The organism is Bergeyella zoohelcum ATCC 43767 (assembly GCF_000301075.1).
Classification (GTDB): Bacteria; Bacteroidota; Bacteroidia; order Flavobacteriales; family Weeksellaceae; genus Bergeyella; species Bergeyella zoohelcum.
Window position 1 is genome coordinate 1225797 of the sequence record NZ_JH932293.1, and the last position, 16125, is coordinate 1241921.

Sequence of the window (16125 nt, forward strand, 5' to 3'; positions counted from 1 at the left end):
GAAGGAGGATATAAATTAAAATATCCGATATTTGCTCGCTCTAGATTTTTTTTATAGATTCCGCGTACACACGCATATTTATATATACTTAGCGAAGGTAAGTGTGTGTGTGTGTGTGTGTGTTTACACAATCATTTGAATTGACCAAATTTTTGGCCCACTTTTTTTCAGTAATTTTATATGTGTTGATTGTGTGTAACATAACGAGGCAAAGATAGATAAAGTTTTCTAATACACAAAAAGTTTTTTTATAAGTTGTATCATGTACAATGATTTTAGAAGTTGGAGATGAGATGTTAGAGACCAAAAGCTAACCGCTAAAATCCTATTTCTTCCATTGGAAGGTATCGATGAGATGGAGAAGGTCATTTTTTACATAATCTACGGCAGGAGCTAAAGAATCAGGCTTAGGTCGAGTATTAAAATAGAGGTATGCCGTAACGAAATGCTTTGTACTATCGGTGGCATAAAACTGAATATTGGAGGCGGTATGCCCTTTCAGTTCGTAGAAATTTCCGAAAACGCGTTTTTCAGGATAGGCAAATGACTTGGTATCTATAGAAGTTGCTTTAATGGTATGGTCATAGACCATCTTTTCTGATTCCATGATATGCTCATTCAGGTTGTTTTCCACAGGGTAATAGGTGATGAATACTTTAGCTTTCAGCTGAGGATATACTAAGTAGTACCAGCATGGTTTTTTGTTGGAGGGTGCTATTTTGGCAAAATCAGAATATTCAAATCCATAATTGCATGGCTCTGTGAAAGCAATATATTTAGGAGTAGGGTACTCTAACCTTAGTTCTCCGTAGGGCTTAGGCATGGTGTTTTTTTGGCAGGATATTAATGCAACTATGAACATCCCTAAAGAAAGAAACTTTTTCATAAAAGAGAATTGAATAGTAAAGATAATTAGAGGATTAGATTTCATATTATTCACTCATTTCACCGCGGAGATTGGCAGAAAACTCTTTGGCAAAATCTTTGGAATAGCGTGGATTTTGATAGAGGTGCATGGCTTTGGTAATGGCACTTTCTGGAGTAATATCTTTCCCCGAGATGGCACTAATTTTTTTAAACACATTACTATTTTCATATTTACCAATGCTGATAGAGCCAGAAAAACATTGGGAAACGACTACTATTTCTACACCTTTACTTCTAATTTCTAACAGGGTTTCCAAAATTTGAGGGTCTGAGAATATGGTTCCTGAACCAAATACTTGGAGGATGAGCACTCGGAGGGAGGGCATCTCTTTCAGCATAGAAAAATCCATTCCTGGGAAAATACGCCAAAAAACAATTCCTTCCGAAAAATAAATATCTACAGAGAATTTTTCTTCTTTGGGGGCACGGTATAGTGCTTCTTTGGTCACATTAAGATGTACTCCTGACTGTCCTAAAGGTGGGAAATTCGGGCTTTGGTAGGCATCAAAATATTCGGCAGAAAATTTTATACTACGGTTTCCACGAAGGAGTTTGTACTCAAAATAGATAGCCACCTCTTGTATCACGGCTTCTTCATTTTCATAGAGGCTAGCGTAGTAAAGGCTGGTGAGCAGATTTTCTTTGGCATCGGTTCTTAAATCTCCGATGGGCAATTGTGAGCCGGAGAGTATCACGGGTTTTCTCAGTCCTTTGAGCATGAAACTTAGTGCCGAAGCGGTATATGCCATGGTATCGGTACCGTGGAGGATAAGGAAACCATCAAAATCATCGTATTTTTTCTCAATGATAAGTGCAATTTTTCTCCATTCTTCGGGGCCCATGTCTGAGGAGTCCAAAGGGTCTGCGAAAGACTCTACTTCTACGATGCAGTCTAAGAGTTTGAGTTCTGGGATTTTAGAAAAAATATTTTCAAAATTAAAAGGAAAAAGGCTTCCAGTGGAATAATCTTTTTCCATTCCTATGGTGCCTCCTGTGTAAATAATGAGTACTTTCCGTTTCATATCCGTAAATTTACGGCAAATTTGTTAAAGAGAAAAATCATGAGTGATTTACATAAGGTTTTTGAATATCTTTCTGGATTTCTTACTGAGGAAAGATTAGAAAAAATTAATCATTTTGCTCTGACCAGCTCTGCCTATATTCTCCCTGTGCTGGAAGATGTATATCAGTTTAGAAATGCGGCTGCCATTGTTCGTAGTGTAGAGGCATGCGGTTTTCATAAAGTAGTAGCATTACAAGATAAAAATTCATTTGAACCCAATATCAAAGTCACCAAAGGAGCAGATACTTGGGTGGAAGTGGAGAAAATGCCACTTACTAAGGCCTCGCTACAAGTGATAAAAGATAGAGGTTATCGTTTAGTAGCGGTAAGTCCAGAGCGAAATGCTACATCACTTCCAGATTTTTCTATTCAGCAGCCTACGGCATTACTATTCGGAACAGAGTGGAAAGGCGTATCTGAAGATGCTTTAGAAATGGCAGATGAAACACTGATGATTCCTATGTATGGCTGGACTAATAGTTTTAATGTCTCCGTAGCTGCTGCCATCTGTATGTATGAACTGAAGCAGAAATTAATTCATCAGAAAACACCACACTTCCTTACCGAGGAACAACAGCTAGAACTTAAAATAAGATGGGCCATTAACTCTATTCGTTCAGGAGATGAAATTTACGAGCGATATTTGAGATTGAACAATGAATCCAGTACGAAATAAGATTATAGCTCAAGGCTAAAAAAAATGTACAATGTATTATCTTTATTTGGATGAATACATTGTACAAAAATTTATAAGCAGTATAAGAAATTATAGGTCTTCACTTTTTAACAGTTGGTAACCTCTAATCCTAACCTTCTATATATGAATTACCTCTCCGTATGCTGCAGCTACCGCTTCCATTACCGCTTCAGAAACGGTAGGGTGTGGGTGCACCGCTTTTAGGATTTCATGTCCTGTAGTTTCTAATTTTCTGGCGACTACAGCTTCGGCAATCATATCAGTAACACCATCTCCTACCATGTGGCAGCCCAACCATTCTCCATATTTCGCATCGAAAATTACTTTAATGAAACCATCGGTATTTCCATTTGCAGTAGCTTTACCTGATGCCGAAAGAGGGAATTTACCTACTTTAATATCATACCCTTTTTCTTTAGCTTGTTTTTCTGTAAGTCCTACGGAAGCTACTTCTGGTGAGCAGTAAGTACATCCTGGTATGTTTCCATAATCTATTTTTTCTGTGTGGATGCCTTTAATTTTCTCTACACAAGTAATTCCTTCTGCAGATGCTACATGGGCAAGTGCCTGTGTAGGAATTACATCTCCGATGGCATAGTAACCTGGTACAGAAGTTTCGTACCATTCGTTTACTAATATTCTACCTTTATCCGTTTGGATGCCTACATTTTCCAGTCCTATGTTTTCTATATTTGCTTGGATGCCCACTGCTGAAAGGAGGATGTCTGCTTCTAAAGTGATTTCACCATTTGCCGTTTTTACTTTTGCCTTTACTCCCTCACCGCTGGTATCTACTGCTTCTACAGAAGAACTGGTCATGATTTCTATTCCTGCCTTTTTGAGTGATTTCTCCATGTGTTTAGATACCTCTTCATCTTCTACAGGAAGAATATTTGGCATAAATTCTACGATGGTTACTTTCGTTCCCATGGTATTATAGAAGTCAGCAAATTCTACTCCTATGGCACCAGAACCTACCACGATCATAGATTTGGGTTGTTTAGGAAGTGTAAGTGCTTGTCTGTATCCGATGACTTTTTTACCATCTTGTGGAAGGTTAGGAAGCTCACGAGAACGCGCTCCTGTAGCAATGATGATATGGTCTGCACTGTACTCTGTAGTTTTTCCTTCGGTATCTTTTACAGAGATTTTTTTACCTTTTTGTACTGTAGCTGTTCCTTTGATGACATCTATCTTATTCTTTTTCATTAGAAATTGGATTCCTCCACTCATCTTAGAGGCTACACCACGGCTTCTTTCTACTACTTTAGTAAAATCAAAGCTCGGATTTTCTACTTTATTCAGTCCGAAATCTTCTGCGTGTTTTAAATAGTGGAACACATGAGCAGATTTTAGGAGTGCTTTGGTAGGGATACACCCCCAGTTCAGGCAGATACCTCCTAAGTTTTCTTTTTCTACTACCGCTGTTTTAAAGCCTAACTGTGCTGCTCTGATGGCGGTAACATATCCACCAGGTCCAGAACCTATTACTATGATGTCGTATTTCATTGGAAAAATAAATTTGTGCGAATTTACAAAAATTTTACCCTTTGCCAAAAATTATTTAATGGCGAATGATGAACGCATGCAGGTAAACAGCAAATGCTAAAACACGATAGATTTTTAAAAGGTGTATCACTTTTCAGATGTTGTATTGTTTTCATTTTCATTGTGTGCTAATTCCTCGAGGGTATGGAACTTGTCTTGACTTTTATAAGTGTACATTAAGTTCCTGCAGATTGTTTGGAGAAAATGTAAATGTACATTAAGTTCCCGCAGATTGTTTCGGCAAAATGTAAGTGTACATTAAGTTCCCGCAGATTGTTTTGGCAAAATGTAAGTGTACATTAAGTTCCCGCAAGTTGTTTTGGCAAAATGTAAGTGTACATTAAGTTCCTCCAGATTGTTTTGGCAAAATGTAAGTGTACATTAAGTTCCCGCAAACTGTTTTGACAAAATGTAAATCTATACGAATATGTTTTGGTATGTAGTTTTAAAAGAAAGCATAGTAAGTTGGTAACTCAAAAAGGATTTATTAGTATAAATCCTTTTTGAGTTGTTCTATATATTCATGGGCGGTAAGGTCAAATTTTACGGGGACTACAGAGATATAGCCTTGTGCTAAAGCAGTTTCGTCTGCATCTTCGCCTTGGTCCATATTATTAAAATATCCTGTAAGCCAGTAGTATTTTTTTCCATGAGGATTGGTTCTTTCATCAAAACTTTCTTCCCATTTGGCATGGGCTTGCCGGCATATTTTTATTCCTTGGATTTCCTCTTTTTTTAGTTTAGGAATATTTACATTGAGTACCACCCCTTTAGGCATAGGGTGGAGCAAGGTTTTTCTTACGATGTCTTGTATGAAATCTTTGGCTTGGGAAAAATCAGCATCCCAAGAAAAGTCTAAAAGGGAAAAGCCTATGGCAGGAAGTCCCTCTACACCTGCTTCTACGGCGGCAGACATGGTGCCAGAGTAGATGACATTGATGGAAGAATTAGCACCGTGATTGATGCCCGATACTACGATGTCTGGGCGGCGAGTGAGGATTTTGTCTAAAGCAAATTTTACACAGTCCACAGGCGTACCACTGAGGGCATAATCTCTCTGAGGGCCATCTAGATTAATCTCTTCAAATGTAAGGGTAGAATTAATAGTAATAGCATGTCCTTTTCCAGACTGGGGAGAATTAGGGGCTACCACTACCACTTCGCCTATTTCATTCATATATTCTACCAAATGACGAATTCCTGGAGCGGTAATGCCGTCATCGTTGGTTACTAAAATTAAGGGTTTTTGCATTTCAAATAGTTTTAAGCAAAGGTATGAAAATAGATGAGAATGGGCGGTTGGTTTTTGGCGAATAGCTTTTAGCGATTGGCGGATGGCTTTTCATTTTTTAACCTCCAAAATCTTTGTACATTGTACAATTTCTAACCTCTAAATTCTAAATTCTCATTTCCAACTTACTCTATAATTTCTGCATCTATAATCCCTTGTGTATTTCTTTTTCTTTCCATTTCCCAAGCGAGGAATTTGTCCACTTCTTTAATCAGTTTAGGCATAGTGACGGAAAGTATAGCTATGTCATCTATCGCTCCGATAAAAGGAATAGCAATTTCTGGAAGTAAATCAATAGGGGATAGCACATATACTAAGCCCAATAGTGGTAAGATAATATCCATAGAATTGACAGGATATATACCTTTTCTCCAGTACTTTATCATGCGGATAACAACGGGAATTTTAGAGATGAACCCTCTGTGTTTGATGGCTTCTTTTGCCATGAAAAGTTTAGAATATTTTTTAGCTTTCATTTTTTCTGTATTTGCTCTTTGCCTTGTCAAATTCCGTACCGATGATTTATTTTTTTATTTCAAATGTAAAAAAAATCGGGAATGATATAAATGAAGGAGGAGATAGTAAGATGAGATGAAATAAAATAACCAATCTTTATTATTTCTTAACATTTTTTGTCAGATTAATTTGATACATTTGTATAAATGGAAAGTGTGTGAAAAATTATTGTACTATTTTGCTATTGATGATAGGAATTTGTATTTCGGCACAAATGGATAGAAGATTAGCTGTTAGTGTGGATTATACCTATCGAGGAAGAAATGCCTACGGTGTAGGGCTAGAATATCGTGTTACTAAACCTCATGAAGCTGTATTTAATGTGGCAGCTCGTGCATTGGTAACACCTATTGAGGATAAAAATAAGATTGTTCCGGAATTGAGAATGGACTATGGGACATGGTATCTCTTAGGGGTTTCTGCTACGCCTTATGCGGTAGAGCCTAGGTTAGGTCTTAGTTTTCTTAATATGCTGGTCATTCATACGGGCTATGCAATGCCTATTCATTCTGAAAAATATTTTAAAGGCATAACATTTGGAGTTCGTGTGAACTTCGGATTGACCAAACAGTCTAAATACTATGATACGCTCAATGTGATACGATAAAATAACAGATGGAGAATATGCAAGTAAAAGATATCGTTCGGAAAGTTAAACAAATAGAAGTTCGTACTCGGAAGAAAACCGATGCTTCCCTCATGGGGCAGTACCATTCTGCATTTAAAGGGCAAGGAATGACTTTTGCGGAGGTAAGGCAGTACCAGTTTGGAGATGACATCCGAAGAATAGATTGGAATAAAACGGCGAGATTTCAGTCGCCCTTCGTTAAAATAATGGAGGAGGAGCGAGAGCTTACGATGATGTTTCTGATAGATATTTCGGCATCTATGAATTATGGTACGCAGTCTCAGCTGAAAAAAGAATTTGTGGCAGAAATCTGTGCGAGTATTGGCTTTTCTGCAGTGGGCAATAATGATAAAGTAGGCATGATACTCTTTGCTGATAAGGTGTATAAGGTAATTCCGCCCCAGAAAGGGAAAAAGCACATTCTTTCCATGATAAGTCAGATACTTAGCACTGAATATATTCCATCTCAGTCCAATACAGATAAGGCATTAGAGTATGTGATGAGTGTGTTTAAAAAGAAATCTTTCCTTTTCCTTTTTTCAGATTTTAATGACCCTATTCAGAATAAAATACTTAAAATTGCAACGAAAAAGCATGAGCTTCTGGGGATAAGGGTAACAGAGGAAAAAGACTGGAAGATTCCGAAAGTAGGATATGCTGAGTTTTTGGATGTGGAAAGCGGGGAGAAAGTTTGGGTGAATACCAGCTCTGATTATTTTCAGAACTACTGGAAACAAAAAAGAGAAGAAAGAAAAAAAAACATTGATTTTCAGTTTGAACAGGCTTCGGCATCTTTGTTAGATATTTCTCTTGATGAAGATTATGCGAAAAAATTAAGACAATATTTTAATCGAAAAAAATAACCGTTGAAGTTTATCCTTTGTAAGATAGTATTCGGAAGTAAACTCTGAGTAGATGAAAAGGATAACTATAAAAAGTTGATAGTTGTTTCAATGAACAAGATTTTTCAAATCGTTTATTTGTTATTAGGTATCGTTCTCATTCATGGTCAGACGCTTTCATCTACATTAGATAAAAATACAGTAGGGCTGGGTGAGAAAGGGGTTTTCATCGTTCGGGTGCAAAATTTAGAAGGGAAAGTAGTACAGTCGGCACCGAAAAATGAACTATTGCCTTTCCATTTTGAAGAGATTACAGATGTAGAGAAACTTCAAAATGATGCCTATGAGAGGAAAATAGAATTTCAAATTTTTGAGGAAGGAGAGTTTACCATTCCTCCTTTGGAGTTTAAAGTGGGGGAAACGGTGCTGAGAACCATTCCTTACACCATAAAGGCAGTTAATCAATATGCCGCAGAGGATGAAATAGAAGATATTGTAGGTAATAAAGAGGTAAAACTCTCTTGGAGTGACTATTGGGAAATGTATAAGTGGTATGTACTGCTTGTGCTTATGGGTATTGCTTTAATTGTTTTTGCTGTAGGGCTGTACAAATATTTTTCTAAACCCAAAGATACGCCTAAAGTGTGGACAAATCAGACCCTGAAAGCACTAGAGCAGCTCCGAAAGAAAAATTATATCTCGAAAGGAGAGACTCGGCAGTTTTATGTGGAGCTTATTGATTTAATGCGAAATTTTATTTTGGTACAATATAAAATTTCTGCAGATGTTCTCCTTACGGAAGATTTGGTAGCAGTGATGAGAGAAAGTAATGTGATTTCAAAATCCAATGAAACTCGGCTGGAAGAAGTACTGAAAATGGGAGACCAAGTGAAATTTGCTAAAATATTTCCTCATGCAGAAGTGATGGAAAAACATTGGGAAATGATGCGGCAGGTGGTGAAAGATTCATTGAAAGATGTAGAAACAGAACAATTAAGATCAGGAGTGTGATGGAAGGTTTTAGTTTTATGAATTTTCAGTTGGCAAATCCGTGGTTTTTGCTTTTGTTTCTTCTTTTTATTCCATTGCTTTATAGAGATTTAAATAAGAATCATGCAAAGGTTATTCCTGTGCCTACTACGCAAGGAATGCCAAGGAATACCGCGATTGTTTGGGTTCAAAATTTTCTTTCTCTGAGTAAATATCTTTTTTTGGCATTGCTTATTGTTGCTTTGGCAAGACCTAGAACTTTCAGTATTCACACGGCACATGATGATGCGAAAGGATTAGATATTTTCCTCTCAGTAGATGTCTCCCTTAGTATGCTGGCAAGAGATTTAGAACCCGATAGACTTTCGGCACTTCGTGATATTGCTATTCGTTTTGTTCAGAAAAGAAAAAATGATAGAGTAGGTTTGGTAACTTATTCAGGAGAAGCCCTCGCTAGAGTGCCTTTAACCATAGACCATGCGGTAGTTATGGAAGAATTGGCAAATCTTAATCCTTTTGAATTAGAACAAGGAACTGCCATAGGCGAAGGGCTGAGCGTAGCTGTAAATCATCTGAAAAATAGTAAGGCAAAATCAAAAGTGATTATTTTAATGACCGATGGGGTGAATACCATTGAAAATGCGATGGACCCTAATGTGGCAGCACTTTTGGCAAAAGATTTTGGCATTAAAGTCTATTGTATCGGGATAGGCACGAATGGTTATGCCCTCATGCCTACCCAAACCGATTTTATGGGAAATCTTATTTTTACTGAAGAAAAGGTGATGATAGATGAAGATACGCTCCATAATATTGCTAAAACTACGGGCGGAAAATATTTTAGGGCAACATCTAATGAGGCTTTGGAACAGATTTATGAATCGATTGATTTGTTAGAAAAATCAGAGGTAAACCTATCAAAAAGTTATTCCTACAGAGAATATTTCAGACCTTTACTCATTATTGCATTGCTTATTTTGGTTATTAACATTGTACTTACTTGGGGGGTATTTAGAACCCTCCGTTGATTGATATTATAATGGAAATGAATTATAATTTAGGCGAATATCTATATCTCATCTTGTTGTTCATCATTCCTATATTAGGTGGGTTAGGCTTTCGTTATCTTCGGTGGAGGAAAAGAAAGCAGGAGTTATTCGTCTCTTCTAGATTTAGGAAAAACATTCTCGGTGAGGAGAGATGGGGCAATACCTACCTTTGGTTTTTTCCGTTGTTTTTTATCGGATTATTGAGCCTTATCATAGCGATAGTGGACATCGTAGGAGGAACGCAAAAAATAGATACGCAGCAAAAAACAGGAAACATTCTCTTTGCTATAGATGTTTCTAATTCTATGAATGCAGAAGATGTAGCCCCCAATCGTTTGGTAAATGCGAAAAATATCATTGTGAATTCTTTACCAAACTTTGGTACAGATAGGGTAGGGCTTATTGCTTTTGCAGGAAAGGCAAAGTCTATTATGCCACTTACCACAGATTATTCCAGTGCAGAATCTTACATCGGGGCTATAGAGACTTCTATTATTAAAGTTCAGGGGACTGATTTTTTACAAGCAGTACAAGCGGCTGTAGAAAAGTTTAAACCTATAGATAAAAATGCGAGACATCTTATCTTACTGAGTGATGGTGAAGATAATGAAGGTAATGTAGAGGCTGCGATAAAACTAGCTAAAAAAGAGCATATCCGTATTACCACTCTCGGTGTAGGGACAGAGGAAGGAGCTCCTGTACCAGATTATCTCTATGGTCAGCTTATGGGCTATAAAACCGATTTCTACGGAGAAACAGTACTCTCTAAAAGACAGACTCAGGCACTTGAAAAAATAGCTCAAGAAACAGGTGGGATTTATATTGATGCGAATTCCATGGAAAATGCCATAAATCAGCTGGTAAATCATGTTAGAGGGGTAAGGAAAGATGGTGTTTTTATTAAGATACAATCGGAAATATTGGAGCATTATTACCAATATCCGCTGGGCATTGCGGTTTTCATTTTCTTCATCTTATTCATTTTAAATCCTAAACGAAATTTTAACTTATAGAGGTTTTTTTAACCAAAATTTAACGCACTGATACCATTGGAATTAGCCATAATACGAGTATCTTTGTACTGATGAATATCAAAAGGATTTTTATTGTAATAGCTTTATTTTCTCAATATATATTCTTACAAGCACAGAAAAGTACCAACGCTCTTTTGAGCGAGGGCAATACTGCGTTCCAAAATAAGAATTACGCAAAGTCTATTGATAAATACACTCAAGTTTTAGAACAAGATAAAAATAATTTTAAAGGGGCTTTTAATTTGGGAAACGCACTGTACCGCTCTGGAAAATATGAAGAAGCCCAAGCAATGTACGAAAGAGCAGCGAAAATCTCTAAAGAAAATGAGAGTGTAGCCGCTTCTTATTACAATAATGGTAATGCCTTTGCTAAAAAACAAGAATGGGAAAAAGCAGCCGCAGCATATAAAAATGCCATTAAGAAAAATCCTTTGGATAATAATGCCCAAAAAAATTATCAGATTGCTAAAAGAAAGCTGGAACAGCAACAGAAAAATAACAATTCATCTCAACAGAATCAGCAACAAAATTCACAAGATAGTTCACAAAATCAAGAACAAAATAAAGGGCAAGCTCCCAAAGATGATGGCAAATCACCGAAAAAAAATGGGAATAATGGAAATGAAAAGGGCAAAGGAGATGATGCTAATGGACAAAATCCTAATGGAAAAAATGATAAAGACGCTCCTGCCATTCCTGAAAATACAAAAAATAGAATATTAAAATCCCTTTCTGAAAAAGAAGCTGAAACTCAGAGACGAATATTGAATAAACCTACTTACTCTGAACCCCAAAGTAACGATAAGGACTGGTAATGAAACCGCTAAGTATTTTTTTCTTCGTTTTAATCATCCAAAACATGTTAGGGCAGGTTACCATTTCTGTACAGACGGAAAAGGGAAGGAAGGAATTTGCTGAAAATGAACCTATTCTTGTTAATGTAATTCTACAAGTAAAAGGGAAAGACCTCCATCAGCAAACACCACTTCGGCTTTTTTCTACCTCTAAATTTGAAGTATTGGAGCAAGGCAGTGAGCAAAGTTCTTTTTATGACGAAAAAACAGGAATTTTAGTTAATCAGATTCATTATCAAACACTTTTAAGAGCGAAAAAAAGTGGTAAATATAAGATAGGCTCAGCATCAGTAGAAGTGAATGATAAATTATATTATACAGAGCCATTTGATATTCAGGTGTATGAAGGTGGTGCGTATGCAGAAAATAAAAATGACCTTTCCCTAAAACTGACTGTGGACAATCGTTCTCCTTATCAAAATGAAAAAGTGGTTGCCGTGGTAACTGCATATTCTAAAAACATTGATGCACTTAAAAAGATAAGAAAAATTTCTTTGCCGCACCATCCTAAAATCAAGGTGTTACATTCAGATTTTTCTAAAGAAATAGTAGAAAAAAATGATGATATTCACTCCCAAGTGGTGGCGGTTTTTACGCTTAGTCCTGAGGCATCGGGATGGGTGAAAATTCCTTCTATACAAGGGGAAATGAATACTAATTCAGCTAAACTGGTTTCTAATAGTATTCAACTTCAGGTGAAAGATATTCCTATCGCCGAGAAAAAGAAAAGCGAAGTGGTAGGAAATTATGAAATAAACATCAGAGCAGATGAAAAAAAACCGCCTATAGTAGGGCAACCTTATTCTGTTTTTGTTACTATTGAAGGAGAAGGAAACCTCGTGGAAAAGCATTTGCCTACGCTGAAAAAATCTGCCCATTATAAGGTATTTCCTCCGAAAGTAACGCAGAATAAGACGAATAAAGGTACAGCACACATTTTAGAATATATTATTCTACCTAAAAAAGCAGGAACATTGCAGGTGAAAACCGAAAGTTTTATTTTCTTTAATCCTATTACAGAAAGTTATCAAGAAATTGCACCGAAATTAGTAGTGCTTAATTCCATTTTACCTGAAGAGGATACTTCATCAGATGTGGTAGAACATGATTCTAAAGATATATTACCATCTAACAACCAATTATCTAAAGAAGAGAAAAAGGATAGTTATAATTTTTTTCAGCAAATAAGACCTTATCTCCAGTATGGTTTTCCAGTGGTTTTATTAGTGGCAGTTTTTCTAATTTTAAGAAAGAAAAAGCATCATAATAAAAAGCATCTTTCTGCAGCAGAACAGGGGATATCATCAGATATTTCTAAGCGGGTGATGGCGTATTTAGATGAAATGTTTTTATCCGTTACAGAAAGAGATTTTGATAATTATTTTACTGTATATCATAAGCTTAGTATGTATATGGAGAAGATATTTTCGGCTAATGATGATGAGGGGATATTGGGAGCTATTGAAAATCAGTGTGGCAGGAATATTTCTGAAAGATATAAAGAAATACATCAGAAAATTCGTTTAGAAAAATTTGCCCCTCACCATGATACTGAACATTTTTATGAACTTACTCAGGAACTTAAGACGATAATGCAAAGCATTATTGCTGAAATTTAATACGCATAGTACAAGGCAATGAAAAAAATAGTATTTATTTTTCTGATGATTTTTTCTCTAGCTCCTATAAAAGCACAGGAGAAAGCAGAGCTTCCTTTGCTTGTTTTTCTGCATACGGATTGGTGTCAGTATTGTAAATTAATGAAAATAAAAGTCTTGAATGATGAGTTTCTAAAAAAACATGAGCAAGCTATTGTTTTTAGTGAGATTAATCCCGAAAAAAATCAGTTAAAAGATTTCTCTACATCGCTTCAGCATCGTTTACAGGTTATTTATCCTTATACTGATGGTATGTATTCATGGGCTCATGCGGTGGGCAATGCTAATGGTGAACTTCTTTTTCCTACTATCCTTATTTATGATGCCAATCATCAGTTGCTATTTAAGCATTCAGGCTATGTTTCCCAGAAAGATTTAGTGAATATTTTGGAGAAAATAAAGTGAAAATTCTAAAAGTTTTCTTATATTTAGGCTCATTAAAAATAAGAATACCATGTTTCAGTTTTTAGAATCTTTGGATACACTTCATCAGGCATTTTGGTATGTGGCCTTGGGAAGTAGTGCTGTTTTTTTAATTCAAACTTTATTTACCTTTATTGGTGGAGGAGATACCGATGGCTTGGAAGCAGACTTTGATGGTGGATTAGATGATGTAGATGCTCCATTTCAGTTTTTTTCTTTTAGAAATTTAGTCAATTTTTTGCTCGGTTTTGGCTGGACAGGCGTGGCATTTTATGAGCAACTGGGCAGTAAGGTACTTGTGGTAGTCATTGCTACGGTGGTAGGTTTGGTGTTTATCATGTTATTCTGGTTGCTCATCAAGCAAATTCTTAAACTTACCGAAGATAATACTTTTAGAATAGAGAAGCTCATCGGGAAAACAGGTGAGGTTTATATCTTAATTCCAGCGGCTAAATCGGGAAAAGGAAAAATAATGATATCTCTTAATGGAACCAGTCATGAGCTTTCTGCCATCACTCTTTCGGAGGTGGAAATTAAGACCAATACCTCAGTAAAAGTAACGGCGGTGGATGGGAATTTATTGATAGTAGAGCCTATCTAAGTTTTAAAGATTTTCTTAAATGAAAATAAAGAGTATATTTATAAGTCCATTACGCTCGTTGCTTTCAATATCTTTTACTTTTTTGATCTTTCAATCTTTTAATTTTTTAATTCATTAATCTATATGGAAATTTTTATTTTAATCATTGCGTTAGTATTCGTACTATTCGTAACTTTTGTAGCTTTAATTTCACGCTATAAAAGATGTCCATCGGACAAAATCTTGGTGATTTATGGTAAAACGGGAGGAAGTTCTGCCAAATGTATCCATGGAGGTGGTGCTTTTGTATGGCCTGTGATTCAAGATTTTGCTTATTTAGATTTGAAACCTATTTCTATTGAAGCGAATCTTACCAATGCACTATCACGCCAAAACATTCGTGTAGATGTACCCTGTAGATTTACCATTGCCATTTCTACCGAAACGGATACCATGGGAAATGCCGCAGAGCGATTACTGGGACTTACCCCCGACCAAATCCAAGAATTGTCTAAAGATATTCTTTTCGGGCAGCTTCGCTTAGTAATTGCTACGATGACCATTGAGGAAATTAATTCTGATAGAGATAAATTCCTAGATAATATTTCTAAAAATGTGGATACAGAGCTTAAGAAAATAGGATTGAAGCTCATCAATGTGAATGTTACCGATATTAAGGATGAATCAGGGTATATAGAGGCACTAGGTAAAGAGGCTGCTGCTAAAGCAATTAATGAGGCGAAAATTTCCGTGGCCGAGCAAGAAAAAATAGGGGAGACTGGAAAGGCAGAAGCAGACCGAGAAAAAGATGTTCAGATAGCTGAAACCAACCGTGATAGAGATGTGAAAATAGCGATTACTCAAAAGGATAGAGAGATTAGCATTGCAGCAGCGGCAAAAGATGAGTCTATCGGTAAGGCTGAGGCAGAAAAAGAATCAAGAATAGCCACTTCTCTGGCGAATTCATTGGCAGTAAAAGGGGAAAACGAAGCGAGAATCACCATAGCCAACTCTGATGCTCAAAGGAGAGAGAAAGAAGCGGAGGCACTTAAGATAGCTACTACTGCAGAGAAAGTTCAGGCCGCAAAAGCATTGGAAGAATCTTATCTGGCAGAACAAAAAGCAGAATCTGCCAGAGCAGAAAGAGAACGCTCTACACAAAATGCGAATATTGTAGTTCCAGCAGAAATTTCTAAGCAAAAAGCCATCATTGATGCAGAGGCAGAGGCAGAAAAAATTCGTCTCAAAGCAAAAGGAGAGGCAGATGCTATTTTTGCGAAAATGGAAGCCGAAGCAAAAGGTCTATTTGAAATTCTTACAAAACAAGCCGAAGGGTATGACCAAGTGGTAAAAGCAGCAGGTGGCGATGCTAATAACGCATTCCAGCTTCTCCTTATAGAAAAATTACCAGAGCTGGTGAAAACACAAGTGGAAGCAGTGAAGAATATCAAGATTGATAAAATCACGGTCTGGGACAGTGGGAATAACGGTGAAGGGAATAATTCTACCGCCAATTTTGTTTCAGGAATGATGAAAACCGTACCCCCACTCAATGATTTATTTAATATGGCAGGGCTTAATCTTCCAGATTATTTAAAAGGGAAAGACCTTCCCGATGCTTTACCTCCCAAAGTAGAGCAACCCGCTTCTACTAATGAAGGAAACCATTCCTCTCATGACTAAATATTAACACTAATTCCTTTCAGAACATAAAAACCTGAAAGGAATTTTTGTTGATGTGTATTTGAATATATTCAGTTTGTTTAATAATGCAGTAAAGGTTTTACATGAACTTAGATTAGTATTCTGAGCTTGGATAGATTTATTGTTGAACTCATCTCGACTTTTTCTTTTGTTTAAATTTTCTGAGTCCTAAGACGATAAAGGCAAGGTAATTAAAACCTATCCAACTACTTACGGTAGTATCAAAACGATTTAAAACCGAACGAAAACTATCCATCCAAGCGTTGCTTCTTTCAATGGCGTAACGCTCTTTGTAGAGTTTTTTATCGAAATAATGTTCCG

Annotated in this window: 16 protein-coding genes and 1 pseudogene; 11 read left to right on the top strand and 6 right to left on the bottom strand. The window is 36.5% G+C overall.

Features of this window, described 5'->3' with window-relative positions; all coding sequences use genetic code 11:
* Window positions 1-325 precede the first annotated feature (325 nt).
* Both gldD and HMPREF9699_RS05560 read right to left on the bottom strand, forming a co-directional pair.
* Entirely contained in the window at window positions 326-931 is a 606-nt protein-coding gene (gldD, locus tag HMPREF9699_RS05555) for a gliding motility lipoprotein GldD (RefSeq protein ID WP_311316630.1), read from the bottom strand.
* A gap of 1 nt (window position 932) precedes the next feature.
* Window positions 933-1949: an asparaginase gene (locus tag HMPREF9699_RS05560; RefSeq protein ID WP_002663103.1), complete on the bottom strand. Its 1017-nt coding sequence runs from the start codon at window positions 1947-1949 to the stop codon at window positions 933-935.
* Window positions 1950-1988: 39 nt separating this feature from the next.
* Here HMPREF9699_RS05560 and HMPREF9699_RS05565 point away from each other — a divergent pair, with 39 nt between their 5' ends.
* A complete protein-coding gene (locus HMPREF9699_RS05565; protein ID WP_034985671.1) occupies window positions 1989-2666 on the top strand; it encodes a TrmH family RNA methyltransferase in 678 nt (225 codons plus the stop codon).
* Window positions 2667-2804: 138 nt separating this feature from the next.
* Here the strand turns inward: HMPREF9699_RS05565 and lpdA are convergent, their stop codons facing one another.
* The 3 genes from lpdA to HMPREF9699_RS05580 all read right to left on the bottom strand — a co-directional run bounded on the left by lpdA (window position 2805) and on the right by HMPREF9699_RS05580 (window position 6002).
* Window positions 2805-4196, bottom strand: a complete 1392-nt coding sequence (gene lpdA / locus HMPREF9699_RS05570; RefSeq protein ID WP_002663106.1) for a dihydrolipoyl dehydrogenase — start codon at window positions 4194-4196, stop codon at window positions 2805-2807.
* A 526-nt stretch (window positions 4197-4722) separates the two neighbouring features.
* Window positions 4723-5487, bottom strand: coding sequence for a 5'/3'-nucleotidase SurE (gene surE / locus HMPREF9699_RS05575; protein ID WP_002663109.1), 765 nt, complete (start codon window positions 5485-5487; stop codon window positions 4723-4725).
* A gap of 164 nt (window positions 5488-5651) precedes the next feature.
* Window positions 5652-6002: a YkvA family protein gene (locus HMPREF9699_RS05580; protein ID WP_051008204.1), complete on the bottom strand. Its 351-nt coding sequence runs from the start codon at window positions 6000-6002 to the stop codon at window positions 5652-5654.
* Window positions 6003-6199: 197 nt separating this feature from the next.
* Between HMPREF9699_RS05580 and HMPREF9699_RS05585 the strand changes: the two genes are divergently transcribed.
* The 10 genes from HMPREF9699_RS05585 (at window position 6200) to HMPREF9699_RS05630 (ending at window position 15783) form a co-directional block, all read left to right on the top strand.
* Window positions 6200-6649, top strand: a complete 450-nt coding sequence (locus HMPREF9699_RS05585; RefSeq protein ID WP_002663111.1) for a hypothetical protein — start codon at window positions 6200-6202, stop codon at window positions 6647-6649.
* A 17-nt stretch (window positions 6650-6666) separates the two neighbouring features.
* Window positions 6667-7533: a DUF58 domain-containing protein gene (locus tag HMPREF9699_RS05590; protein WP_002663112.1), complete on the top strand. Its 867-nt coding sequence runs from the start codon at window positions 6667-6669 to the stop codon at window positions 7531-7533.
* Between the two features lie 90 nt (window positions 7534-7623).
* Complete coding sequence (locus tag HMPREF9699_RS05595; RefSeq protein WP_002663113.1) at window positions 7624-8523, top strand: BatD family protein; 900 nt, start codon at window positions 7624-7626, stop codon at window positions 8521-8523.
* Entirely contained in the window at window positions 8523-9530 is a 1008-nt protein-coding gene (locus tag HMPREF9699_RS05600) for a VWA domain-containing protein (protein WP_002663114.1), read from the top strand. The genes HMPREF9699_RS05595 and HMPREF9699_RS05600 overlap by 1 nt, the downstream gene beginning before the upstream one ends.
* Before the next feature lie 17 nt (window positions 9531-9547).
* Window positions 9548-10564, top strand: coding sequence for a vWA domain-containing protein (locus HMPREF9699_RS05605; protein WP_002663115.1), 1017 nt, complete (start codon window positions 9548-9550; stop codon window positions 10562-10564).
* Window positions 10565-10635: 71 nt separating this feature from the next.
* A complete protein-coding gene (locus HMPREF9699_RS05610; RefSeq protein WP_002663116.1) occupies window positions 10636-11400 on the top strand; it encodes a tetratricopeptide repeat protein in 765 nt (254 codons plus the stop codon).
* Window positions 11400-13058, top strand: coding sequence for a BatD family protein (locus HMPREF9699_RS05615; RefSeq protein WP_245946050.1), 1659 nt, complete (start codon window positions 11400-11402; stop codon window positions 13056-13058). The genes HMPREF9699_RS05610 and HMPREF9699_RS05615 overlap by 1 nt, the downstream gene beginning before the upstream one ends.
* Window positions 13059-13076: 18 nt before the next feature.
* Complete coding sequence (locus HMPREF9699_RS05620) at window positions 13077-13502, top strand: thioredoxin family protein (RefSeq protein ID WP_002663118.1); 426 nt, start codon at window positions 13077-13079, stop codon at window positions 13500-13502.
* A gap of 49 nt (window positions 13503-13551) precedes the next feature.
* Entirely contained in the window at window positions 13552-14121 is a 570-nt protein-coding gene (locus tag HMPREF9699_RS05625) for an NfeD family protein (protein WP_002663120.1), read from the top strand.
* A 123-nt stretch (window positions 14122-14244) separates the two neighbouring features.
* Entirely contained in the window at window positions 14245-15783 is a 1539-nt protein-coding gene (locus tag HMPREF9699_RS05630; RefSeq protein ID WP_002663122.1) for a flotillin family protein, read from the top strand.
* Between the two features lie 151 nt (window positions 15784-15934).
* On the opposite strand, the pseudogene HMPREF9699_RS11190 reads toward HMPREF9699_RS05630, so the two are convergent.
* Window positions 15935-16125, bottom strand: a pseudogene (locus HMPREF9699_RS11190) (IS5 family transposase); the annotation flags it as partial.